Origin of the sequence: Janthinobacterium sp. TND4EL3 (assembly GCF_900156175.1) — a bacterium.
GTDB lineage: Bacteria > Pseudomonadota > Gammaproteobacteria > Burkholderiales > Burkholderiaceae_D > Janthinobacterium.
On record NZ_FTMV01000003.1, the window covers coordinates 439225 to 461699 of the forward strand.

General features: G+C 61.1%; 24 protein-coding genes and 1 tRNA gene. 24 read left to right on the plus strand and 1 reads right to left on the minus strand.

Going from position 1 to position 22475, the window contains the following annotated elements:
- Positions 1-10 precede the first annotated feature (10 nt).
- The gene (locus BXA07_RS07945) at positions 11-1555 is read left to right on the plus strand and encodes a 2-isopropylmalate synthase (RefSeq protein ID WP_076567056.1); all 1545 of its coding nucleotides are present in this window, start codon (positions 11-13) and stop codon (positions 1553-1555) included.
- Positions 1556-1697: 142 nt separating this feature from the next.
- On the opposite strand, the gene bamE is transcribed toward BXA07_RS07945, so the two are convergent.
- Positions 1698-2195 carry an outer membrane protein assembly factor BamE domain-containing protein gene (bamE, locus tag BXA07_RS07950; RefSeq protein WP_076567057.1) on the minus strand — a complete coding sequence of 166 codons (498 nt, stop codon included), beginning with the start codon at positions 2193-2195 and terminating at the stop codon, positions 1698-1700.
- A gap of 186 nt (positions 2196-2381) precedes the next feature.
- On the opposite strand from bamE, the gene rpsO reads away from it, so the two are divergent.
- The 23 genes from rpsO to nuoK all read left to right on the plus strand — a co-directional run bounded on the left by rpsO (position 2382) and on the right by nuoK (position 22437).
- Positions 2382-2651 carry a 30S ribosomal protein S15 gene (gene rpsO, locus BXA07_RS07955; protein ID WP_010399743.1) on the plus strand — a complete coding sequence of 90 codons (270 nt, stop codon included), beginning with the start codon at positions 2382-2384 and terminating at the stop codon, positions 2649-2651.
- A 233-nt stretch (positions 2652-2884) separates the two neighbouring features.
- The gene (gene pnp, locus BXA07_RS07960; RefSeq protein ID WP_076567059.1) at positions 2885-5002 is read left to right on the plus strand and encodes a polyribonucleotide nucleotidyltransferase; all 2118 of its coding nucleotides are present in this window, start codon (positions 2885-2887) and stop codon (positions 5000-5002) included.
- A 216-nt stretch (positions 5003-5218) separates the two neighbouring features.
- The gene (locus tag BXA07_RS07965; protein WP_076567061.1) at positions 5219-5914 is read left to right on the plus strand and encodes a hypothetical protein; all 696 of its coding nucleotides are present in this window, start codon (positions 5219-5221) and stop codon (positions 5912-5914) included.
- Positions 5915-5923: 9 nt separating this feature from the next.
- A complete protein-coding gene (locus tag BXA07_RS07970; RefSeq protein WP_076567063.1) occupies positions 5924-6220 on the plus strand; it encodes a hypothetical protein in 297 nt (98 codons plus the stop codon).
- Between the two features lie 143 nt (positions 6221-6363).
- The gene (locus BXA07_RS07975) at positions 6364-8310 is read left to right on the plus strand and encodes a methyl-accepting chemotaxis protein (protein ID WP_076567064.1); all 1947 of its coding nucleotides are present in this window, start codon (positions 6364-6366) and stop codon (positions 8308-8310) included.
- A gap of 151 nt (positions 8311-8461) precedes the next feature.
- Complete coding sequence (locus BXA07_RS07980) at positions 8462-8671, plus strand: hypothetical protein (protein WP_076567066.1); 210 nt, start codon at positions 8462-8464, stop codon at positions 8669-8671.
- Positions 8672-8781: 110 nt separating this feature from the next.
- On the plus strand, positions 8782-9543 hold the full coding sequence (locus BXA07_RS07985) for a GIN domain-containing protein (RefSeq protein ID WP_076567067.1): 762 nt from the start codon (positions 8782-8784) through the stop codon (positions 9541-9543).
- 69 nt (positions 9544-9612) lie between these two features.
- Positions 9613-10221, plus strand: a complete 609-nt coding sequence (locus BXA07_RS07990; protein ID WP_076567069.1) for a tetratricopeptide repeat protein — start codon at positions 9613-9615, stop codon at positions 10219-10221.
- A 79-nt stretch (positions 10222-10300) separates the two neighbouring features.
- Complete coding sequence (locus BXA07_RS07995) at positions 10301-11281, plus strand: NAD(P)H-quinone oxidoreductase (protein WP_076567071.1); 981 nt, start codon at positions 10301-10303, stop codon at positions 11279-11281.
- Between the two features lie 73 nt (positions 11282-11354).
- Positions 11355-12104, plus strand: coding sequence for a triose-phosphate isomerase (gene tpiA / locus BXA07_RS08000; protein ID WP_076567073.1), 750 nt, complete (start codon positions 11355-11357; stop codon positions 12102-12104).
- A 28-nt stretch (positions 12105-12132) separates the two neighbouring features.
- On the plus strand, positions 12133-12540 hold the full coding sequence (secG, locus tag BXA07_RS08005; protein WP_076567075.1) for a preprotein translocase subunit SecG: 408 nt from the start codon (positions 12133-12135) through the stop codon (positions 12538-12540).
- 202 nt (positions 12541-12742) lie between these two features.
- Positions 12743-12827 (plus strand) — tRNA-Leu (locus tag BXA07_RS08010).
- A gap of 177 nt (positions 12828-13004) precedes the next feature.
- Positions 13005-13364 (plus strand): NADH-quinone oxidoreductase subunit A, encoded by a 360-nt coding sequence (locus tag BXA07_RS08015; protein WP_010399734.1) that lies wholly within the window; start codon positions 13005-13007, stop codon positions 13362-13364.
- A gap of 3 nt (positions 13365-13367) precedes the next feature.
- Positions 13368-13844: a NuoB/complex I 20 kDa subunit family protein gene (locus tag BXA07_RS08020; RefSeq protein WP_010399733.1), complete on the plus strand. Its 477-nt coding sequence runs from the start codon at positions 13368-13370 to the stop codon at positions 13842-13844.
- A gap of 17 nt (positions 13845-13861) precedes the next feature.
- A complete protein-coding gene (locus tag BXA07_RS08025) occupies positions 13862-14455 on the plus strand; it encodes an NADH-quinone oxidoreductase subunit C (RefSeq protein WP_076567076.1) in 594 nt (197 codons plus the stop codon).
- Positions 14455-15708, plus strand: a complete 1254-nt coding sequence (locus BXA07_RS08030) for an NADH-quinone oxidoreductase subunit D (RefSeq protein WP_010399731.1) — start codon at positions 14455-14457, stop codon at positions 15706-15708. The genes BXA07_RS08025 and BXA07_RS08030 overlap by 1 nt, the downstream gene beginning before the upstream one ends.
- Positions 15709-15720: 12 nt before the next feature.
- The gene (nuoE, locus tag BXA07_RS08035; protein ID WP_076567078.1) at positions 15721-16200 is read left to right on the plus strand and encodes an NADH-quinone oxidoreductase subunit NuoE; all 480 of its coding nucleotides are present in this window, start codon (positions 15721-15723) and stop codon (positions 16198-16200) included.
- A complete protein-coding gene (nuoF, locus tag BXA07_RS08040; RefSeq protein WP_076567080.1) occupies positions 16197-17492 on the plus strand; it encodes an NADH-quinone oxidoreductase subunit NuoF in 1296 nt (431 codons plus the stop codon). Before nuoE ends, nuoF begins: the two co-directional genes overlap by 4 nt.
- 22 nt (positions 17493-17514) lie before the next feature.
- The gene (gene nuoG, locus BXA07_RS08045) at positions 17515-19848 is read left to right on the plus strand and encodes an NADH-quinone oxidoreductase subunit NuoG (RefSeq protein WP_076567081.1); all 2334 of its coding nucleotides are present in this window, start codon (positions 17515-17517) and stop codon (positions 19846-19848) included.
- Complete coding sequence (gene nuoH, locus BXA07_RS08050) at positions 19848-20930, plus strand: NADH-quinone oxidoreductase subunit NuoH (protein ID WP_076567083.1); 1083 nt, start codon at positions 19848-19850, stop codon at positions 20928-20930. The genes nuoG and nuoH overlap by 1 nt, the downstream gene beginning before the upstream one ends.
- 14 nt (positions 20931-20944) lie before the next feature.
- Positions 20945-21433, plus strand: coding sequence for an NADH-quinone oxidoreductase subunit NuoI (gene nuoI / locus BXA07_RS08055; protein WP_010399726.1), 489 nt, complete (start codon positions 20945-20947; stop codon positions 21431-21433).
- Positions 21434-21499: 66 nt separating this feature from the next.
- Entirely contained in the window at positions 21500-22132 is a 633-nt protein-coding gene (locus BXA07_RS08060) for an NADH-quinone oxidoreductase subunit J (RefSeq protein WP_076567084.1), read from the plus strand.
- Positions 22129-22437: an NADH-quinone oxidoreductase subunit NuoK gene (nuoK, locus tag BXA07_RS08065; protein WP_010399724.1), complete on the plus strand. Its 309-nt coding sequence runs from the start codon at positions 22129-22131 to the stop codon at positions 22435-22437. The genes BXA07_RS08060 and nuoK overlap by 4 nt, the downstream gene beginning before the upstream one ends.
- Positions 22438-22475: the final 38 nt, after the last annotated feature.

Here is a 22475-nt window from a genome sequence, read left to right on the forward strand (position 1 = left end):
AGGAGCAGCCATGAGCACCAGCAACCGACTCATCATCTTTGACACCACCTTGCGCGACGGCGAGCAATCGCCGGGCGCTTCCATGACGCGCGAGGAAAAGCTGCGCATCGCCAGGCAGCTCGAGCGCATGAAGGTCGATGTCATCGAGGCGGGCTTCGCCGCCGCCTCGCAGGGCGATTTCGAGTCGATACGGGCGATTGCCGGCGCTGTGCGCGAGTCGACGATCTGCTCGCTGTCGCGCGCCAACGACCGCGACATCGCCCGCGCCGCCGAAGCGCTGGCGCCCGCCGAGCGCAAGCGCATCCACACCTTCATCGCCACATCGCCGCTGCACATGCAGATGAAGCTGCGCATGACGCCCGAGCAAGTGCTATTGCAGGCGCAAAACGCCGTGCGCTTTGCGCGCCAGTTTACGGACGATATCGAATTCAGTCCCGAAGACGGCAGCCGTTCCGACGAAGACTTTCTTTGCCGCGTGCTCGAAGCCGTGATCGCCGAGGGCGCCACCACGATCAACTTCCCCGACACGGTAGGCTACGCCGTGCCTGAAATCTTTGGCAATACCATCCGCCGCTTGCGCGAACGCATACCGAACGCCGATAAAGCCATCTGGTCTGTCCATTGTCATAACGACCTGGGCCTGGCCGTGGCCAATTCGCTGGCCGGCGTCATGATCGGCGGCGCGCGGCAGATCGAATGCACGGTCAACGGCCTGGGCGAGCGGGCCGGCAACACGGCGCTGGAAGAGGTGGTGATGGCGCTGCGCACGCGGGCCGCCTATTACAATCTGACGGTGGGCATCGATACGACGCAAATCGTTGCCGCCTCGAAAATGGTGTCGCAGATCACGGGCTTTGCCGTGCAGCCGAACAAGGCCGTCGTGGGCGCCAACGCCTTTGCGCACGCGTCCGGCATCCACCAGGACGGCATTTTGAAGGCGCGCGAGACGTATGAAATCATGCGCGCCGAAGACGTGGGCTGGACGGCAAACAAGATCGTGTTGGGCAAACTGTCGGGGCGCAACGCCTTCAAGCAGCGCCTGCAGGAGCTGGGCATCGCCCTGGACTCGGAGGCGGAAGTCAACGCGGCCTTCATCCGCTTCAAGGAGCTGGCGGACAGGAAATCCGAGATTTTCGACGAGGACATCATGGCCCTTGTCAGCGAGGAGCAGCAGGCGCAGGAGAGTGAGCACTACCGTTTCATTTCCCTGGCACAGCAGTCGACGACGGGCGCCGTGCCCCATGCGCGCGTGGAATTTCTCGTTGGCGGCGAAAAGCGCAGCTGCGAGGGCAAGGGCGACGGCCCTGTCGACGCGACCGTCAACGCCATCGAAAGCGCGGCCGCCAGTGGCGCCGAACTGGTCTTGTTCTCCGTCAATGCCATCAGCACGGGCACGCAGTCGCAGGGCGAAGTGACGATGCGCCTGTCGCGCGACGGGCGCATCGTCAACGGCGTGGGCGCCGACCCCGACATCATCGTCGCCTCGGCCAAGGCGTATCTGTCGGCGCTCAATAAATTGCACGCGAAAGACGAGCGCATCGACCCGCAGCCTTAGTGAAGGACGCCTGATTAAACCTACTGCGCGTCGATATAGGTGGCCTGCGATGCTCACCGTACTAGAGTACGGTTGCGCTTCTTAGCCACCTCTCTCTTCCGCTCGCTACGGTTTTATCAGGCGTCGTTACGCCGGTAATGTTTTACCAGAAAAAGCGCCGCTCTTCCTTGGCCGGATCGGGGCCGTTCATCATCATGCGCACGATGCCGTCGTGGTCGAAGTGCACGTGCATCATGGAATCCCACACGCCCGATTCCTTGTAGCGGTAGGACCAGACGGTCAGTTTCGGGATGGCCAGGTAGGAAGTTTCCGTCGGGCGGCCCAGCGTCTGCAGCACGTCCTGCTGCGTCGAGACGCCCACCTTGATGCGGGCAAAGCCCGGCGTGTCGAGCACTTGCTCAAACGAAATCAACTTGTCGTCGGGGCCGAAGCGGGCCATGTAGGTATATTGGCCATACGGCCCCTTGGCGTATTCGAGTTCCGGCCCCGTGGGCAGCTGGTAGACGGCCGTGGGGCGGCCCAGGCGCGCTTCCACGGCGGCGCGCGGCTCGCCCGGTTGCGGCGGCGGGGCGTTCCAGTTGGCGCAGCCGGCCAGCAGGGCCAGCCATAGCGGTGTTGCTAATTTGAGCATGTTTTTCATGTTTGTCCTCCTGAAAAGCGGGAAAATCCTATCATGCGCCGAGAAAAGCCCGCGCGACAGGATACAGGCGGGCATTTTTCCGATATACTTGCGCGTCTGGTTTGTAGCTATGGGCCAGTATTTTAATAATCGTAGTTCACGGTGGATAGGGTTCAGACTCTGTGCACCGCATGTGAAAGGTTTATCATGACAGTAGAAAACATCAACAAAGCCGCTATCATCGCGGACAACGCACGTGGTCAAAACGACACCGGCTCCCCTGAAGTGCAAGTTGCACTGCTGACAGCTCGCATCAACGAACTGAACGGCCACTTCAAAGCCCACTCGAAAGACCACCACTCCCGCCGCGGCCTGATCATGATGGTCAACCGTCGTAAGAGCCTGTTGTCCTACCTGAAGGCTAAAGACGCTACCCGTTATCGCGACCTGATCGCTAAACTTGGTCTGCGCAAGTAATTTTTGCCGTACAAGGTTTATACAGAAATGCCTGCGCCAGTTCGCTGACGCGGGCATTTTGTCATTTGAATTCCGGATTTATGTCCGCAAGTGAAGTATTCTCTTACAGATATCATGTTTTAGAAGCAATGTAGCAAAGGTGGAAACAAGTAAAGGCAGCATTTTTACGCCGCCTGTGGTGAGGTGAACGACAGCCCCTGAAAATCTGTCGGCAATTAGAAAAGGGATACCCCATGTTTAACAAAGTTACGAAAACCTTCCAGTACGGTCAACATCAAGTGACCCTGGAAACCGGCGAAATCGCACGTCAGGCATCCGGCGCAGTGCTGGTGTCGATCGAGGATACCGTCGTTCTGGCAACGGTGGTGGCACGCAAAGATGCCAAGCCAGGCCAGGATTTCTTCCCTTTGACGGTTGATTATGTCGAGAAAACCTATGCTGCCGGTAAAATCCCGGGCGGTTTTTTCAAGCGCGAAGGCCGTCCTTCCGAAAAAGAAACACTGACATCGCGTCTGATCGACCGTCCTATCCGTCCGCTGTTCCCGGAAGGCTACCTGAATGAAGTGCAAGTCATCATTCACGTGCTGTCGGTCAACCCTGAAATCGATCCGGACATCGCCGCCATGATCGGCGCTTCGGCCGCCCTGTGCGTCTCGGGCGTGCCTTTCAACGGCCCGATCGGCGCCGCGCGCGTCGGTTACGCCAATGGCCAGTACATCCTGAACCCGACCGTCCAGCAACTGAAAACGTCGCAAATGGACCTGGTGGTCGCCGGTACCGAAACGGCCGTGCTGATGGTCGAATCGGAAGCGCAGCAGCTGTCCGAAGAAATCATGCTGGGCGCCGTGGTCTTCGGCCACGACCAGATGAAAGTCGTCATCGACGCGATTCACGACCTGGTGCGTGACGGCGGCAAGCCGGAAGTGGAATGGGCGCCTGCGCCGAAGAACGAAGCACTGATCGCCCGCGTCGCGCATTTCGCCAACGCCAAGATCAATGATGCATATCAAACCAAGGACAAGCAAGAGCGTACGGCCAAGCTGAAGGCGGCAACGTCGGAAGTGATCGCCGACCTGACGGCGGAAGCGGCAGCTGCCGGCGGCGCGTCCATCGACAGCGCGGAAGTGAACAACATCCTGTTCGACATCGAAGCGAAGATCGTGCGCACGCAGATCCTGGACGGCGAGCCACGCATCGACGGCCGCGACACGCGCACCGTGCGTCCGATCTCGATCCGCACCAGCGTGCTGCCACGCACCCACGGTTCGGCCCTGTTCACGCGCGGCGAAACGCAGGCGCTGGTCGTCGCCACCCTGGGCACCGCCCGCGACAGCCAGAAGATCGATGCGCTGATGGGCGAGTTCACCGATTCGTTCATGCTGCATTACAACATGCCTCCGTTCGCCACGGGCGAAACGGGCCGCGTCGGTACGCCGAAGCGCCGCGAAATCGGCCACGGCCGCCTGGCCAAGCGCGCGCTGATCGCCGCCCTGCCAGCAGCCGAAGAGTTCAGCTACTCGGTGCGCCTGGTATCGGAAATCACGGAATCGAACGGTTCCTCGTCGATGGCCTCCGTGTGCGGCGGCTGCCTGGCACTGATGGACGCCGGCGTGCCGATGAAAGAGCACGTGGCCGGTATCGCCATGGGTCTGATCAAGGAAGGCGGCAAGTTTGCCGTGCTGTCCGACATCCTGGGCGACGAAGATCACCTGGGCGACATGGACTTCAAGGTAGCCGGTACCCGCAACGGTATCACGGCGCTGCAGATGGACATCAAGATCATGGGCATCACCAAGGAAATCATGCAAGTGGCACTGGCGCAAGCCAAGGAAGGCCGCGAGCACATCCTGGGCGAAATGCAAAAAGCCATGCCGCACGTCAAAACCGAACTGTCCGATTTCGCACCGCGTCTGATCACCATCAAGATCAACCCGGAAAAAATCCGTGACGTGATCGGCAAGGGCGGCGCCGTGATCCGCGCGCTGACCGAAGAGACGGGCACCCAGATCGACATCAGCGACGAAGGCGTGGTCACCATCGCTTCCGTCGACGCCGCTGCCGGCCAGGAAGCCAAGCGCCGCATCGAGGAACTGACGGCTTCCGTCGAAGTGGGCAAGACCTACGAAGGCACCGTGCTGAAACTGCTGGACTTCGGCGCCATCGTGCAAGTCATGCCAGGCAAGGACGGCTTGCTGCACATCAGCCAGATCGCCAACGAGCGCGTCAACGCCGTGGCCGACTACCTGAAAGAAGGCCAGCTGGTCCGCGTCAAGGTTCTGGAAACGGACGACCGCGGCCGCCTGAAGCTGTCGATGAAAGCTGCCGAAGGCAACGAAGCGCCAGCCGCTTAATTTCCTTCGGGTTCGCCTGAATGCGGCCTCGGCCGCATTCTCAACAACCGCCGGCGCGCAAGCCCTGGCGGTTTTTTTATGCGCGTCGTTTGCGCTGTATCGAAGGTGGGTGCCGACGCGTGTACCGGCCTTGATCCAGCGCGTATCGGCCGCTGCCACCTCTTGTAGATTCGGAGTGAGATTTTCCCCCGAACGGGTCTTCCAAGGAGATGCAGCATGCGCACATTCTGCGGGCTGGCCGCCGCCTTCCTGTTTGCCGTCGCGCCCGGTGTCCGGGCACAGCTGGACAACGCACCCACGCCGGTGCCATTGCCCATACCCATCGCCGCCGCGTCTGGGGCCATGCCGCCGCAAGACCTCGACGCCTTGCGCGCCGTGCATGCGCGCGAAATCAATGACCTCAGCACGTTCAGGACGGCGGGCTTGCCGCGTGATGCTATCGACTCCTATCTCGATAGTGCGGCAGGGCGGCAATTCCTGCGCGAACTGCGCGGGGCCGATCCGGCCGCGCCGGCCGACACCATCTATGCGCGGGCCGTCGAACAGCTGGCGTCCGGCAGCACCGTGCCGTACCTGCAGCCCATGGCTGCCGCGCTGGTAAAAATCGTGCCGCATGGCCAGAACGTGTCGCCATATTCGCCGTACTTCACCACCAGCGCGCAGTTGCAGCTGGCCTCGGGCCGGTGCGCCAGCCTGGCCGACTGTTTCGGCCTGCCCCTGAAGAGCGAGGCGCCGCTGTATGATGTGTATCAGATCATGCCCAAGGGCACCGTCAACGTGTTCGTCAGCCAGGTGGCGCCCACGCAGGAGCTGGGCGGGCTCGTGCGCCGCAAGGGCGGGGCGCAACAGTATTTGTTGCCAAATCGTAACTTGTGGTGGGCGCCCGTGCTGATCGGCACGATCAAGAACTGAGGAGACAGGATGGATCAGCAGCGCTTGCAAGCCAGTGCCGCAGAACTGGGGCAATTGCTGGCGCGCCTGGCGCCCGGCGATACGGAGGTGGCCGACCTGCGCGGCGCGGTCGAGCCGCTGCTGGCGCTGGCGGGCAGCGGCGCCCTGGCCGCGCCCCTGCCGTGGGGCGATATCCCGGGCGGGCGCTATTTTATGGAAGGCGGCTTGCGCCGGTATCCCGGACTGGAGCAGGCGTTTGCCCGCTTTCGCATCGAGGCGACGGGCGGCGAATCGCCCGCCTTGCGCAAGCTGCGGGGCGAGATATAGTGAATATATCGTCAACATGAAGTTAATATAAGGTATCAATTGTTGTTTATGGGTAATTGAGAGTCAGTATTGCTTGACGACAAAATCTTATTCCCTGACCATGGCGCATCCCTCCCGATTTTCTCTTTTTTATTGGATGCACCATGTTGTCCTCCCTTAAGGCGCGGCTGATCGCCATCGCCGTTTCCATCGTCGTGCTGGCCATGCTGGCCGTCGCCATCGCCAATTTCTTTACCACGCGCTCCAGCACCCTGGCCGCGCTCGACACGCAGATGCTGCAGCTGTCGCACAGCCATGCCACGGCCATCGCCGAATGGCTGCGTTCCAAGCAGGCCGTCGTCGCTTCGCTCAAGCAGGGCGCTGCGGCGGCCGATCCGCTGCCGGCCCTGAAGGCGGCCGAGCAGGCGGGCACCTTCGACATGGCGTATATCGGTTTTGCCGACAAGCACGCCGTCTTTTCGCAGGAGCGCAAGCGCGCAGCCGACTACGATCCCACGGCGCGCCCGTGGTACAAGCTGGCGTCCGAGGTGGGCGGCCCCATCATCACGGCGCCGTATATCGGCGCCAGCACGGGCAAGCTGGTGGTGACGTTCGCCGAGCCGCTGGGCGGCAAGGGCAGCGTGACGGGCGTGATGGCGGCCGACGTGATGATGGACGCGGTCGTGCAAAACGTCGCCTCGATCAAGCCGACGGCGGCCAGCTACGGCTTTCTCGTCGATGGCGGCGGCAAGATCATCGCCCATCCGGACGCCAAGCTGACCCTCAAGCCCCTGGCCGAACTCGATCCGGGGCTGAGCGCGCAGGCGCTGGCCGATATCGAAAAGAGCGGTGATGGCGCGGCCATCCGCCTGGACGGGCGCGACGGCATCTTGCATGTGAGTAAGGTTCCAGGCAGCGACTGGCTGCTGGCCACCGTGCTGGACCGCGCGGAAGCCACGCAAGCCTTGAGTTCCATGCTGCGCGCCTCGGCCCTGACGGCCTTGCTGGTGCTGGCCCTGGCCGCCACGGTACTGAGCGTGCTGGTGGCGCGCGCCTTGCGCCGCCTGGGCCTGGTGCGCGACGCCATGGAAGCGATCGCCACGGGGGACGGCGACCTGACCAGCCGCCTCGACGCGGATGGCACGGACGAGCTGGCGCAGATCGCCAAGGCCTTCAATTTGTTCGTCGAAAAGATCGCCACCGTGCTCGTGCAGATCCGCAGCATCAGCACCCTGGTGCGCAGCGAATCGGCCGATATTGCCGCCGGCAATGCTGACCTGTCCTCGCGCACGGAAGCGCAGGCGGGCGCGCTGGAAGAAACGGCCAGTTCGATGGATGAGCTGACCTCGACGGTGAAACAGAATGCGGAAAACGCGCATGCGGCCAATGAACTGGCCGTGTCCGCCTCGGAAGTGGCGGCCAAGGGCGGGCGCGTGGTGCAGCAGGTGGTGGGCACCATGGCCGGCATCCAGGAAAGCTCGCGCAAGATCGTCGACATCATCGGCGTGATCGACGGCATCGCCTTCCAGACGAATATCCTGGCCCTGAACGCGGCCGTCGAGGCGGCGCGCGCGGGCGAGCAGGGCAGGGGCTTTGCCGTGGTGGCGTCCGAAGTGCGCAACCTGGCGCAGCGCTCGGCCGGCGCGGCGAAGGAAATCAAGGAATTGATCGGCGATTCGGTGGAGAAAGTCGATGCGGGCGGCCGTCTCGTCGATGAAGCGGGCCAGACCATGGACCAGGTGGTCGCTTCGGTGCAGCAATTGACCACCATCATGAGCGAGATCACGGTGGCCAGCCGCGAACAGAGCGCCGGCATCGGCGAGATCAATACGGCCGTCACGCACATGGATACCATGACGCAGCAGAATGCCGCCCTCGTCGAGCAGGCGGCGGCCGCCGCGGAAAGCCTGCAGGAGCAGGCCGTGGACCTGGCGCAAGCCGTCGGCATGTTCCGCCTCGGCGATGCCGGCCCTGCCGCCGCGCCCGCGCCCGTGACGCGCCTGAAGGCCAAGCCGCCCGTATCGACCCCGCGCGCGCCGGCCCGCGTGCTGGCGCCGGCCAAGCCCGTCAAGGCGGCCAAGTCCGGCGCCGACGAGTGGGAAGAGTTTTAAGCGCGCAGCAGTCCATTGACGTTCATCCGCGTTTTTGTCAGGCCAGCCTGCCAAAAATGCAGTTCGTCGCAATCGGCGTGTCCGGCGGGGGCGGTATGGCTATAGTGACACCATACCGCAAGCCTACTGCCAGACACCCGAGGAGAAACACATGAACGTCGCTAAAAACATGGAAATCATTGCCGTTGCCGCCGCCATCGTGTTCGGCGCCGGCTGCTACGCCATCGCCCCGGCCGCTCCGGCCCTGCAAGTGGCCAGTTCCACGGCCACCGTGGCCGCGTCCGCGAACAAAGCCGCCATGCAAGTGGTGGTCGTCAAGGCCAAGCGCCTGAGCGCCGCAGAAAAAGCCCGTTTTGCTTAATTGATTGTCAGCAATTTTCGGCGCTGCTACAGTGGCAGCCAGCAGCGATGCGCCGGTGCTCCCCTGAGGGCGCCGCGACACATAAAAACAAGATACCGAGGATGCAATACATGAAGAAGATACTGCAGTTTGCCCTGCTGTTGCTGGCGACGCTGGGCCTGGTGCGCGGCGCGGCCGCCGAGACCCGCTTGCTGGAAATGCGCAACGTCGATGCCCGCGTGGTGAGGGTCAAGCTCGACGGCGTAATGGAGGTGCGCATCCGCCAGGGCAGCGTGCCATCGCTGAGCATCACGGCCGACAAGCGCTACATCGCCGACGTCAGCACGGCGCAAAGCGGTGATACCCTGCACATCGAAACGGAAGTACGTGGCTTCAAGATCAATCCCGCTTCGATTCGTGCCGAACTGGTCTTGCCGAACCTGCGCGAACTCAGTTCCGAAGGCTTCGGCAGCACGGACATCACGGGTTTCAAGGGCGAGGAGCTGACCCTGTCGCTGGAAGGGGCGGGCAGCATCAAGCTGGTGGGTGACTACCGCAAGCTCAATGCCAGCCTGGGCGGCGTGGGCAGCATGCAGCTCTGGATCGGCAACAATGAAAAGGCGGAACTGGATTTGCAGGGCGCCGGCTCGGTGGTGCTGGGCGGGCGCGGGCGCTTGCTGAAAGCGAGCCTGGGCGGCCTGGGCAGCCTGAATGCGCAGCAATTCGAAGCGGACACCGTCAACCTGGAATTGAGCGGCCTGGGCAATGCCACGGTGAATGTCCATACGAACGCCAAGCTGAACCTGAGTGGACTCGGTTCGGTGGTGGTGTACGGCAAGCCGGCCAACCGCGACGTCAGCGTCGATGGCCTGGGCAAGGTTAGCTGGAAGTAAGCAAGCGCCGCCAGGCCTGGCTGTCTTCAGGCTGGAGAAGAAAAAGCAGTGAGACTACCTCCCATTCCGATGAAAAAACTGATCCTTACATTACTCATGCTGTTGGCGATACAGCTGCCCGCGCGGGCCGGCTTCGTCGAAGGTGCCAGCGCCTACAATAACAAGAATTATGCGCTGGCCTACAAGGAAATATTGCCCCTTGCTAAGACTGGCAATGCCGATGCCCAGCATTTGCTGGGCTTGATGTATTACATGGGGCGCGGCTTGCCGCAGGATTACAAGCAGGCCATGTTCTGGCACCGCAAGGCGGCCGAGCAGGGCAAGGCGGACGCCCAGTACGTGGTGGGCGCCATGTATTACACGGGCAACGCCGTGCTGCAAGACCACAAGCAGGCTGTCAGCTGGTTCCGCAAGGCGGCCGAGCAGAATCATGCCGAGGCACAACAGGTGCTGGGCCTGATGTACCGCTACCACATGGGCGGCGTGCAGCAGGATAACGTCATCGCCTACATGCTGTGGAACCTGGCGGCGGCGAATGGCAATGCGAACGCGGCCGACCAGCGCGCCGCCGTCGTGCGCAAGATGACGCATGAGCAGGTCGAGGAAGGGCAGGCACTGTCCGCGAAATGGAAGCCCGGCACGCCCTTGCCGCGCCAGTCGAAGACGGGCGCGGGCTGACGGGGCAGGGGCGCGTGACGGCCTGCAAGGGGCGGCGGCTTGGCGTACAATCGCCGTTTTCCCTTGAAAGAGTCCCGCCATGCGTGCAGTTGCCATCAGCCAGCCAGGTCCCGCCGACGTTTTGCAGATCGCCGAGCGTCCCGTTCCCGCCTTCAAGGCGGGCGAACTGCTGATCAAGGTGCACGCGGCCGGCATCAACCGCCCCGACGTGCTGCAGCGCCTGGGCAAATACGCGCCGCCGGCCGGCGCGTCGGACCTGCCGGGCCTGGAAGTGGCGGGCGAAGTCGTCGATGGTGATTTCACCGGCACGGCGTTCAGGAAGGGCGACCTGGTCTGCGCGCTGGTGCAGGGCGGCGGCTATGCCGAATACTGTGCCGCCCCAAGCGGCCAGTGCCTGCCCCTGCCGAAAGGCTTGACGGCGCTGGAAGGCGCGTCGCTGCCCGAGAACTTCTTTACCGTCTGGAGCAATGTCTTCGACCGCTGCGCGCTGGCCGATGGTGAAACCTTGCTGGTGCAGGGCGGCACGTCCGGCATCGGCGTGGCGGCGATTCAACTGGCGGCCGCGCTCGGTCACCGCGTGTTCGCCACGGCGGGCAGCGACGAGAAGGCGCGCGCCTGCGAGGCGCTGGGCGCCGAACGCGGTATCAATTACCGCACGGAAGATTTCGTGGCCGTCGTCAAGGAGTTGACCGATGGCAAGGGTGTCGACGTCATCCTCGACATGGTGGGCGGCGACTACCTGCCGCGCGAGATTGCCTGCCTGGCCGACGATGGCCGCATCGGCCTGATCGCCGTGCAGGGCGGCACCAGGGCGGAACTGGACCTGGGCGCCTTGCTGCGCCGCCGCCTGACGGTAACCGGTTCCACCTTGCGCCCCCGTTCCGTGGCCTTCAAGGCGGCCATCGCGCACCATCTGCGCACGACCGTCTGGCCGCTGATCGAGGCAGGCAAGATCAAGCCCGTGATCTATCAAACTTTCCCCCTGGAAAAGGCCAACGAGGCCCATGCCCTGATGGAAGCGAGCACGCACGTGGGCAAGATCATGTTGCAAGTTGCCTGAAACGGCGCACTGCCTGTTTGACCGGCATCGGTGCCGGAGTTAGAATGACGGGTTATTAAGAATTTAGGCTACTATGCGTCGCAAACTCGTCGTCGGAAATTGGAAAATGAACGGCAGTCGCACCTCGAACGCGGTGTTATTGTCTGAAATAGTTGCTGGCCTGACCGCCTCTGGCGCTGCCAGCGCCGTCTGTGTGCCCGCGCCGTATCTGGCGCAGTGCCAGGCGCAATTGGCAGGCTCGGCCCTTGGCTGGGGCGCGCAGGATGTGTCCGCGCACGCCAGCGGTGCGTACACGGGCGAAATCTCGACCGCCATGCTGCAGGATTTCGGCTGCAGCTACGTGGTGATCGGGCATTCCGAACGCCGCGCCTACCACGGCGAGACCGATGCGCAGGTGGCGGCCAAGACGGTTGCCGCGCTGGCGGCAGGCATCACGCCTATCGTGTGCATCGGCGAAACGCTGGCGCAGCGCGAAGCGGGCCAGACCGACGCGGTCGTGGCGCAGCAGCTGGGCGCCGTGCTGGCGGCGGTTTCCGCCGACGACGTGGCGAAACTGGTGCTGGCCTATGAGCCGGTCTGGGCCATCGGCACGGGCAAGACGGCCACGCCGCAAATGGCGCAGGACGTGCATCAGGTATTGCGCGCCCAGCTGGCGGCAAAGAATGCGGTAGCGGCCGCCGGCGTGCAGATCCTGTACGGCGGCAGCATGAAGCCGGAGAACGCAAAAGAATTGATGGCGATGCCGGATATCGATGGCGGTCTGATCGGTGGAGCGGCATTGAAGGCGGCGGATTTCCTGGCGATTATTCACGCAGCCGATTGAATTACTTTAAACTAAGAATGGAATTGCAATGAACATGATGTTCAATCTGGTAGTGGTAGTACAGGTTATTTCGGCATTGTCGATTATCGCGCTGGTGTTGCTGCAGCACGGCAAGGGCGCCGACATGGGCGCCGCGTTTGGTTCGGGCGCCTCGGGCAGCCTGTTCGGTGCGACGGGTTCGTCGAACTTCATGTCGAAATCGACGGGCGTGGCCGCCGCGATCTTCTTCGGCGCCACGCTGGCCCTGTCGCTGATGGCCAATCAGCGCGCCACCACGGTGGGCGGCGGCGTGATGGATAAAGTCGTCAAGCCAGTGCCGGTCACCGGCGCGGGCGCGATCCCGACGACGGTGCCGGCACCGGCAGCGCCGGCAGCCAGCGCTCCGGCCGCTGCGGCACCGGTTGCCAGCACCCCGGCCGGCGCGATTCCGAAGTAATTTAATATTTACTGAGTAGTAACTCGATGCCTCATCGAGAGTAATTCTCATTACGAGCAGATTATTGCTCAATGTTTCAGCAGTGCGGCAGGAAAAAACCGTGACGCACTGCAAGCTGTAAAAATTTATCGTTTTTATCTGTGTTTTGATGCATTTGTGCATTAACTTTAGCGCCAAAGCAGAGTAGAATACGGGCCTTACCGCCGACGTGGTGAAATTGGTAGACACGCTATCTTGAGGGGGTAGTGGCGAAAGCTGTACGAGTTCGAGTCTCGTCGTCGGCACCAGAAATCAGAAGCCAGCAACGGCGCACGAGCCATGGCTCGTACAAAGTTGCTGGCTTTTTTTACGAGGATGTGTCGTTCGATCCTGGTCTTAGCTTTGATTGGGGTCGTGCGTTAGATACGCTGCAAATGATCGCAGCGTCCTCATTTAACCGATCGTTCAATATAAGCTTATCAATCGTGAACCTCGAAAATTACTTCCCCGTCCTGCTGTTCATTATTATCGGCCTCGGTGTCGGTATCGCTCCCCAGCTCCTGGGGCGCCTGTTAGGCCCTAACAAGCCTGACGCAGCAAAACTCTCCCCGTACGAATGTGGCTTTGAAGCATTCGAAGACGCGCGCATGAAATTCGATGTGCGCTACTATCTGGTCGCAATCCTGTTTATTTTGTTCGATCTGGAAACGGCATTCTTTTTCCCATGGGGCGTTGCAATGCGCGACCTGGGCTGGGCCGGTTTCGTCACGATGATGGTGTTCATCGCTGAATTCGTGGTCGGATTTTGGTACATTTGGAAGAAAGGTGCCCTTGACTGGGAATAAGCCATGGCTATTGAAGGCGTATTAAGCGAAGGTTTCATCACCACCTCGGCCGACAAGCTGATCAACTGGGCGCGCACCGGGTCTATGTTCCCGATGACGTTCGGTCTGGCCTGCTGTGCGGTCGAAATGATGCATGTGGGCGCAGCCCGCTACGATATGGACCGTTTCGGCGTCGTGTTCCGTCCGTCGCCGCGTCAGTCCGACGTCATGATCGTTGCCGGCACCCTGTGCAACAAGATGGCGCCGGCCCTGCGCAAGGTCTACGACCAGATGGCAGAGCCACGCTGGGTCATCTCGATGGGTTCCTGCGCCAATGGCGGCGGGTACTACCATTATTCCTACTCCGTGGTGCGCGGTTGCGACCGCATCGTGCCCGTCGACGTGTATGTGCCTGGCTGTCCTCCGACCGCTGAAGCCTTGCTGTACGGCATCATGCAGTTGCAGAACAAGATCAAGCGTACCAGCACGATCGCACGCTAACCGGGCCGCTTCAGATTATGACAACACATTTAGAAGTTTTGCAAAACGCCCTCGGCACTGCCCTGGGCGATCGCGTTAGCACGACCGTTGCGCTGGGCGAAGTCACCTTGCAGGTCAAGGCCGCGGACTACCTGGCCGTGATGCAGACCCTGCGCGACGACCCGACCCTGCATTTCGAGCAATTGATCGATCTGTGCGGCGTCGACTACTCGACCTACGGCGATGGCGGCTGGGATGGCCTGCGTTACGCGGCCGTTTCGCATTTGCTGTCGGTCAAGCACAACTGGCGCGTGCGCGTGCGCGTGTTCGCACCGGACGACGACATGCCGCTGCTGCCCTCCGTGGTCGGCATCTGGCGCGCCGTCAACTGGTACGAGCGCGAAGCATTCGACCTGCTGGGCATCCTCTTCGAAGGCCACAACGACTTGCGCCGCCTGCTGACCGACTACGGTTTCATCGGCCATCCGTTCCGCAAGGATTTCCCCGTCTCCGGCTATGTCGAGATGCGCTACGATCCGGAACAAAAGCGCGTGATTTACCAGCCCGTGACGATCGAGCCGCGGGAAAACGTGCCGCGCGTGATCCGCGAAGAACATTACGGGATGAAATAATGGCTGAGATTAAGAACTACACCCTGAACTTTGGGCCGCAGCATCCGGCCGCGCACGGTGTGCTGCGCCTGGTGCTGGAGATGGATGGCGAAGTCATCCAGCGTGCCGACCCGCATATCGGCCTGCTGCACCGCGCCACCGAAAAGCTGGCCGAACAGAAGACCTACCTGCAATCCGTGCCGTACATGGACCGTCTCGACTATGTGTCGATGATGTGCAATGAACACGCGTACGTGATGGCCATCGAAAAGATGCTGGGCCTGGAAGTGCCGCTGCGCGCGCAATACATCCGCGTCATGTTCGACGAGATGACGCGCATCCTGAACCACCTGATGTGGCTCGGCACCCACGCGCTGGACGTCGGCGCCATGGGCCCGTTCCTGTATTGCTTCCGCGACCGCGAAGACTTGTTCGACGCCTACGAGGCAGTGTCGGGCGCGCGCATGCACGCGGCCTACTACCGCCCGGGCGGCGTGTACCGCGACCTGCCGGACGCGATGCCGCAGCACAAGGCGTCGATCATCCGCAACGCCAAGGCGATTTCCAAGCTGAATGAAAACCGCCAGGGTTCCCTGCTGGACTTCATCGAGGACTTCGCGCGCCGCTTCCCGAACTCGGTGGACGAGTACGAAACATTGCTGACCGACAACCGTATCTGGAAACAGCGTACCGTCGGCATCGGCGTGGTCTCGCCGGAAGATGCGCTGGCCATGGGCTTTACGGGCGCCATGCTGCGCGGCTCGGGCGTGCAGTGGGACTTGCGCAAGAAACAGCCGTACGAAGTGTACGACCTGATGGATTTCGACATTCCTATCGGCACCAACGGCGATTGCTACGACCGCTACCTGGTCCGCGTGGAAGAGCTGCGCCAGTCGAACCGCATCATCAAGCAATGCGTGGAGTGGCTGCGCAACAATGAAGGTCCTGTCATGACCAGCAACCGCAAGGTGGCGCCTCCGGGCCGTGTCGACATGAAGACCAACATGGAATCCTTGATTCACCACTTCAAGCTGTTTACCGAAGGTTTCCACGTGCCGCCGGGCGAGGCCTACAGCGCCGTGGAGCATCCGAAGGGCGAGTTCGGCGTGTACCTGGTGTCCGATGGCGCCAACAAGCCGTACCGCATGAAACTGCGCGCGCCAGACTACGCCCACTTGCAGTCGCTCGACGAGATGGCGCGTGGGCACATGCTTGCCGACGCCGTGACCATCATCGGGACGCAAGATATCGTGTTCGGCAGTATTGACCGCTAAGAGGCAAAAAGTATGTTGTTATCAGAGCAATGCTATAAGAAAATTGACCGCGAGCTGGCCAAGTACCCGGCCGACCAGCGTCAATCCGCCGTCATGGCCGCGCTGGCCCATGCCCAGGATGAACTGGGCTGGCTGGCGCCGGAAACCATGAAGGAACTGGCCGATTACATCGGCATGCCGGCCATTGCCGTGCAGGAAGTGGCCACGTTCTACAATATGTACAACGTGAAACCCGTGGGCAAGCACAAGATCACCGTGTGCACCAACCTGCCATGCGCCCTGTCGGGCGGCGTGCGCGCAGCAGAGTACCTGAAGCAGAAGCTGGGCATCGATTTCCGCGAAACCACCCCTGACGGCCAGTTCACCCTGGTTGAAGGCGAGTGCATGGGTGCTTGCGGCGATGCGCCCGTCTTGCTGGTCAGCAATAAAACCATGTGCAGCTGGATGTCGAACGAAAAGATCGACGCCATGCTGGAGGAACTCAAGAAATGACGTCACTCCACAACCGCCATATCGATCCATTGATCCTGAAGGATCTGGATGGCAAGAACTGGCATTTGCAAGATTATGTGAACCGCGGCGGCTATTCGGCCCTGCGGCGTATCCTGGAAGAGAAAATCACGCCGGAACAGATCATCGCCGACCTCAAGGCCTCGTCCTTGCGCGGCCGTGGCGGCGCGGGTTTCCCTACGGGCTTGAAGTGGAGCTTCATGCCGCGCCAGTTCCCGGGCCAGAAATACCTCGTCTGCAATACAGATGAAGGCGAACCGGGCACTTTCAAGGACCGCGACATCATTCGTTACAATCCCCATGCCCTGATCGAAGGCATGGCCATTGGCGCTTATGCGATGGGCATCACCGTTGGTTATAACTATATCCACGGCGAAATCTTCCAGGAATACCTGCGTTTCGAAGAAGCGCTGGAAGAGGCGCGCGCCGCCGGTTTCCTGGGCGACAAGATCATGGGCAGCGAGTTCTCGTTCCAGTTGCATGCGCACCATGGTTATGGCGCCTACATCTGCGGCGAAGAAACGGCCCTGCTCGAATCGCTGGAAGGCAAGAAAGGCCAGCCGCGCTTCAAGCCGCCTTTCCCGGCCTCGTTTGGCCTGTACGGCAAGCCGACGACGATCAACAACACGGAAACCTTCGCGGCCGTGCCTTTCGTGCTGAATATTGGCCCAGAGAAATATCTGGCCATGGGCAAGCCGAACAACGGCGGTTCGAAGATCTTCTCGATCTCGGGCGACGTGGAAAAACCGGGCAACTACGAAGTGCCGCTCGGCACCCCGTTCGCCAAGCTGCTGGAATTGGCAGGCGGCATGCGCGGTGGCAAAAAGATCAAGGCCGTGATCCCTGGCGGTTCGTCCGCTCCGGTGATCCGCGGCGACATCATGATGCAGACCGACCTGGACTACGACTCGATCGCGAAAGCCGGTTCGATGCTCGGTTCGGGCGCCGTCATCGTGATGGACGAAACACGCTGCATGGTAAAGGCGCTGGAACGCCTGTCCTACTTCTACTTTGAAGAATCGTGCGGCCAGTGTACGCCTTGCCGTGAAGGCACAGGCTGGATGTACCGCATGGTGCACCGCATCGAGCAGGGGCAGGGTCGTCCAGACGACCTGGATATGCTCAACTCGATCGCCGACAACATCCAGGGCCGCACCATTTGCGCGCTGGGCGATGCGGCTGCCATGCCGGTACGGGCCTTCATTAAGAATTTCCGTGAAGAATTTGAATATCATATCGAGCACAAGCATTGCTTAGTGCCCGCATATATCTAAGCTGCGTCAGGTAACGATCACCATGGTTGAAATCGAAATAGACGGCAAAAAAGTCGAAGTCCCTGCTGGTAGCATGGTGATGGACGCCGCCAACAAATTGGGAACCTACATTCCGCACTTCTGCTATCACAAGAAATTGTCGATCGCAGCGAACTGCCGCATGTGCCTGGTCGAAGTGGAAAAGGCGCCCAAGCCTTTGCCCGCTTGTGCGACCCCGGTCAGTGCCGGCATGATCGTGCGCTCCGCCAGCGATAAAGCTGTGCAGGCGCAAAAGTCGGTCATGGAATTCTTGCTGATTAACCACCCGCTCGATTGCCCTATCTGCGATCAGGGCGGCGAATGCCAGTTGCAAGACTTGGCCGTCGGTTACGGCAAGAGCGAATCGCGCTACAAGGAAGACAAGCGCGTCGTCACGCCGAAGGAAGCCGGTCCGCTGGTCTCCATGCAAGAGATGTCGCGCTGCATCCAGTGCACCCGCTGCGTACGCTTTGGCCAGGAAGTGGCCGGCGTGATGGAGCTGGGCATGATCGGCCGCGGCGAGCACTCGGAAATCGTGTCGTTTGTCGGCCAGACGGTCGACTCCGAACTGTCGGGCAACATGATCGACCTGTGCCCGGTCGGCGCACTGACCTCGAAGCCGTTCCGCTACAGCGCCCGTACGTGGGAACTGTCGCGCCGCAAATCGGTCAGCCCGCATGACGGCCTCGGTTCGAACCTGATCGTGCAAGTGAAAGCTGGCAAGGTCAAGCGCGTACTGCCGCTGGAAAACGAAGCCGTCAACGAGTGCTGGATCTCGGACAAGGACCGTTTCTCGTACGAAGCGCTGGACAGCGCCGAGCGCCTGACATCCCCGATGCTGAAACAAGGCAACGAGTGGAAAGAAGTCGATTGGCAGACCGCGCTGGAATACGTGGCGCACGGTTTGAAAAATATCAAGCACGAGCATGGCGCTGACGCCATCGCCGCGCTGGCCACCCCGCATTCGACCGTCGAAGAGCTGGTCCTGCTGCAAAAAGTCGCCCACGGCCTCGGTTCCGAGCACGTCGACTTCCGCCTGCGCCAGACCGACTTCGCGCTGGACGCCAGCGTGAAACCATGGCTGGGCATGCCGATCAACGAATTTGGCCAGATCAAGCGCGCCTTCGTCATCGGTTCGTTCCTGCGCAAGGATCACCCCTTGCTGGCCACGCGTTTGCGCGCGTCCGTCAAGGGCGGCGCCAAGCTGTCGATCCTGCACGCCTCCGACGATGATCAGCTGATCACCATCGCCAACAAGATGATCGTCGCGCCAAGCGATTGGCTGGCGGCCTTGTCGGAAGTGGTCGTCGCTGTTGCTAAAGCGAAAGAAATCGCCGCGCCAGCCGGTTTTGAAGCGGTCACCGCTTCGGACGTGGCCGTGGCGATTGCCGCCAGCCTGATGGCTGGCGACCACGGCGCCGTGCTGCTGGGTAACGCGGCAACGCAACACCCGCAAGCGTCGCAATTGCATGCTGCAGCGCAATGGATCGCCGAACAGACGGGCGCCAAGCTCGGTTATCTGACGGAAGCGGCCAATACGGTAGGCGCGCACCTGGTCGCCAAGCCGCGCGCCAACGTGCAAGCTGCCTTTGCTGCTCCGAAGAAAGCCTACGTGCTGCTGCACGCCGAGCCGGAACTCGATGCCGCCAATCCACAGGCGGCCCGCGCCGCCCTGGATGGCGCCGAGATGGTCGTGGCGATGTCCGCCTTCAAGCACGGCATGGATTACGCCGATGTCTTGCTGCCGATTTCGCCATTTGCTGAAACTTCAGGTACTTTCGTCAATTGCGAAGGCCGCGCGCAAAGCTTCAACGGCACCGTGAAACCGCTGGCGGAAACCCGTCCAGCCTGGAAAGTGCTGCGCGTCCTGGGCAACATCCTGGGCCTGGCCGGTTTCGACTACGACACCTCCGAAGCGATCCGCGACGAAGCATTCGGCGCCGGCGTGACCGACCTGTCGGCACAGCTGAACAATATCGCCAAGAACGCACCGGAAGCGGCAAGCTACGCACCGGCTTCGCCAGCGCTGCAACGCATCGCCGACGTGCCGATCTACTTCGCCGACGCGCTCGTGCGCCGCTCCGAGCCTTTGCTGCGCACGGTCGACGGCGCCGCGCCGCAAGCCCATCTGTCGCCAGTATTGGCGGAACAGCTGGGCATCAAGGCGGGCGACAAGGTCAAAGTGGCGCAAGGCTCCGGCAGCGCCATCCTGGTGGCGGCACTCCATGCCGGCCTGCCAGCCAATGTGGTCAAAGTGTCGGCGGCGCATGCCTCGACGGCCAGCCTGGGCGGCATGTTCGGTGACATCACAGTTGAAACAGCAGAGGGGAAAATCTGATGGCTCTGCCTGAATTTGTAAACGTCATCAACAGCAGCGGCCAGGATTTGCTGGGCGGCACATGGCCGTTCTTCTGGACCCTGATCAAGATCCTGTGCGTGCTGTTGCCGCTGATGGGTCTGGTTGCCTACCTGACCTTGTGGGAACGCAAACTGATCGGCTGGATCCAGATCCGCGTGGGCCCGAACCGCGTGGGCCCCTTGGGCTTGCTGCAGCCGATCGCCGATGCGCTGAAACTCTTGTTCAAAGAGATCATCATCCCGTCCAAGGCCGCCAAGGGCCTGTTCGTGATCGGCCCGATCATGACCATCATGCCGGCCCTGGCCGCCTGGTCGGTCGTGCCATTCGGCCCGCAAGCCGTGCTGGCCAACGTCAACGCGGGCTTGCTGATGCTGCTGGCGATTACCTCGATGGAAGTCTACGGCATCATCATCGCCGGCTGGGCTTCGAACTCGAAGTACTCGTTCATGGGCGCCATGCGCGCTTCGGCACAGATGATTTCGTATGAAATCCCGATGGGCTTCGTGATGGTCATCGTGCTGATGGTCTCGGGCAGCCTGAACTTCATCGACATCGTCGGCGGCCAGCAGATCGGCTACTTCGCCGACAAGGGCGTCAATTTCCTGTCGTGGAACTGGCTGCCGCTGCTGCCGATGTTCGTCATCTACCTGGTGTCGGGCCTGGCTGAAGCCAACCGTCACCCGTTCGACGTCGTCGAAGGCGAGTCGGAAATCGTTGCCGGCCATATGGTCGAGTACTCGGGCATGGCCTACGCCATGTTCATGCTGGCCGAATACGCCAACATGATCCTGATCGGCGCCCTGGCTTCGATCATGTTCCTCGGTGGCTGGTCCGCACCATTTGCTTTCCTTGAGTTCTGGGGTGGTTTCGGCGGCTTCTTCTGGCTGTTCGCCAAGACCTTCTTCATCGTGTCGGTGTTCATCTGGGTGCGCGGTACTTTCCCACGCTACCGTTATGACCAGATCATGCGCCTCGGCTGGAAAGTGTTTATCCCGTTGACGCTGGTCTACCTGGTCTTCGTCGCTGCCTGGATGCAGACATCCTGGAATATTTGGAAGTAAGAGAGTGCATACGAATGGATAAGGTAAAAGATTTCTTCAGCAGCCTCTTGTTAGGCGAGCTGATCAAGGGCATGGCGCTGACAGGCAAGTACATGTTTTCGCGCAAGATCACGGTGCAATTCCCGGAAGAGAAGACACCGATCTCGCCGCGTTTCCGTGGCTTGCACGCGCTGCGCCGCTACCCGAACGGCGAGGAACGTTGCATCGCCTGCAAACTGTGCGAAGCGGTTTGCCCGGCGATGGCCATCACGATCGAATCGGAACAGCGTGACGACGGTTCGCGCCGTACCACGCGTTACGATATCGACTTGACCAAGTGCATCTTCTGCGGTTTCTGCGAAGAGTCCTGCCCGGTCGATTCGATCGTCGAGACGCAAATCCTGGAATACCACGGCGAGAAACGCGGGGATTTGTATTACACGAAAGAGATGTTGCTGGCCGTGGGTGATCGTTATGAAAATGACATCGCCGCTGCGCGCGCCGCCGACGCACCTTATCGCTGATGGATGCGCCGCAGCTGAGAAGCTGCGGCGCGCCCCTCGTTCATCTGTACGTCTATTGGGTTTTTTATGGACTTTAAAACAATTTTGTTTTACGCCTTCGCGCTGATTCTGATCATAGCGGCGACACGCGTCATCACGGCCCGTAATCCGGTCCACGCAGTACTGTTCCTGGTACTGTCCTTCTTTTCCGCAGCGGGCATCTGGATGCTGCTGCAAGCTGAATTCCTGGCCATCGTGCTGGTATTGGTGTATGTCGGCGCCGTGATGGTGCTGTTCCTCTTCGTCGTCATGATGCTCGATATCAATATCGACCGCATGCGCGAAGGCTTCTGGGGCTATCTGCCATTGTCGGTGACGGTGGGCGTGATCATCGTGCTGGAAATGGCGGCCGTCCTGTGGCACGGTTTCCGCAACTTCGCGCCTAGCATCGCTCCGGTGAACGTCAACCTGGGCGGCACCAAGGAACTGGGCCTGCTGATCTACACCAAATATGTGTTCGCCTTTGAAATCGCCGCCGTCGTGCTGCTGGTGGCCATCGTTGCCGCGGTCGCACTGACCCTGCGCAAACGCAAGGACACCAAGCATTTTGCTCCAGGCGATGCGGTACGCGTCAAGCGCAACGACCGCCTGAAGATCATCAAGATGGACGCGGTCGTCGAGCGTCCTGCGGCTGAGCCGGAAGTTAAGGAGGCACCATGACATTATCGCTCACACATTTTCTGGTCCTGGGCGCGATCCTGTTCGCAATCTCGATCGTCGGTATTTTCCTGAACCGCAAGAACATCATCGTATTGCTGATGGCAATCGAATTGATGCTGCTGGCGGTGAATATGAATTTCATCGCGTTCTCCCATTTCATGGGCGACGCGGCCGGTCAGATCTTCGTTTTCTTCATCCTGACGGTTGCCGCCGCTGAGTCGGCTATCGGTCTGGCTATTCTGGTGGTGATGTTCCGTAATCTGGATACCATCAACGTCGAAGACCTGGACAGCCTCAAAGGCTGATGTTTTTCAGACTCGATCTCTCGAATAATAACGATTAA

What these genes read in the sequence shown, in the direction of transcription:
- tpiA (WP_076567073.1), top strand. Translation starts at nt 11,355, where the DNA reads ATGCGTCGCAAACTCGTCGTCGGAAATTGGAAAATGAACGGCAGTCGC.
- bamE (WP_076567057.1), bottom strand. Translation starts at nt 2,195, where the DNA reads ATGAAAAACATGCTCAAATTAGCAACACCGCTATGGCTGGCCCTGCTG.
- BXA07_RS07990 (WP_076567069.1), top strand. Translation starts at nt 9,613, where the DNA reads ATGAAAAAACTGATCCTTACATTACTCATGCTGTTGGCGATACAGCTG.
- BXA07_RS07995 (WP_076567071.1), top strand. Translation starts at nt 10,301, where the DNA reads ATGCGTGCAGTTGCCATCAGCCAGCCAGGTCCCGCCGACGTTTTGCAG.
- pnp (WP_076567059.1), top strand. Translation starts at nt 2,885, where the DNA reads ATGTTTAACAAAGTTACGAAAACCTTCCAGTACGGTCAACATCAAGTG.
- BXA07_RS07985 (WP_076567067.1), top strand. Translation starts at nt 8,782, where the DNA reads ATGAAGAAGATACTGCAGTTTGCCCTGCTGTTGCTGGCGACGCTGGGC.
- secG (WP_076567075.1), top strand. Translation starts at nt 12,133, where the DNA reads ATGAACATGATGTTCAATCTGGTAGTGGTAGTACAGGTTATTTCGGCA.
- BXA07_RS07965 (WP_076567061.1), top strand. Translation starts at nt 5,219, where the DNA reads ATGCGCACATTCTGCGGGCTGGCCGCCGCCTTCCTGTTTGCCGTCGCG.
- nuoH (WP_076567083.1), top strand. Translation starts at nt 19,848, where the DNA reads ATGGCTCTGCCTGAATTTGTAAACGTCATCAACAGCAGCGGCCAGGAT.
- BXA07_RS07970 (WP_076567063.1), top strand. Translation starts at nt 5,924, where the DNA reads ATGGATCAGCAGCGCTTGCAAGCCAGTGCCGCAGAACTGGGGCAATTG.
- BXA07_RS07975 (WP_076567064.1), top strand. Translation starts at nt 6,364, where the DNA reads ATGTTGTCCTCCCTTAAGGCGCGGCTGATCGCCATCGCCGTTTCCATC.
- nuoE (WP_076567078.1), top strand. Translation starts at nt 15,721, where the DNA reads ATGTTGTTATCAGAGCAATGCTATAAGAAAATTGACCGCGAGCTGGCC.
- nuoG (WP_076567081.1), top strand. Translation starts at nt 17,515, where the DNA reads ATGGTTGAAATCGAAATAGACGGCAAAAAAGTCGAAGTCCCTGCTGGT.
- BXA07_RS08060 (WP_076567084.1), top strand. Translation starts at nt 21,500, where the DNA reads ATGGACTTTAAAACAATTTTGTTTTACGCCTTCGCGCTGATTCTGATC.
- nuoK (WP_010399724.1), top strand. Translation starts at nt 22,129, where the DNA reads ATGACATTATCGCTCACACATTTTCTGGTCCTGGGCGCGATCCTGTTC.
- BXA07_RS07980 (WP_076567066.1), top strand. Translation starts at nt 8,462, where the DNA reads ATGAACGTCGCTAAAAACATGGAAATCATTGCCGTTGCCGCCGCCATC.
- BXA07_RS08030 (WP_010399731.1), top strand. Translation starts at nt 14,455, where the DNA reads ATGGCTGAGATTAAGAACTACACCCTGAACTTTGGGCCGCAGCATCCG.
- BXA07_RS07945 (WP_076567056.1), top strand. Translation starts at nt 11, where the DNA reads ATGAGCACCAGCAACCGACTCATCATCTTTGACACCACCTTGCGCGAC.
- BXA07_RS08025 (WP_076567076.1), top strand. Translation starts at nt 13,862, where the DNA reads ATGACAACACATTTAGAAGTTTTGCAAAACGCCCTCGGCACTGCCCTG.
- BXA07_RS08020 (WP_010399733.1), top strand. Translation starts at nt 13,368, where the DNA reads ATGGCTATTGAAGGCGTATTAAGCGAAGGTTTCATCACCACCTCGGCC.
- nuoI (WP_010399726.1), top strand. Translation starts at nt 20,945, where the DNA reads ATGGATAAGGTAAAAGATTTCTTCAGCAGCCTCTTGTTAGGCGAGCTG.
- nuoF (WP_076567080.1), top strand. Translation starts at nt 16,197, where the DNA reads ATGACGTCACTCCACAACCGCCATATCGATCCATTGATCCTGAAGGAT.
- rpsO (WP_010399743.1), top strand. Translation starts at nt 2,382, where the DNA reads ATGACAGTAGAAAACATCAACAAAGCCGCTATCATCGCGGACAACGCA.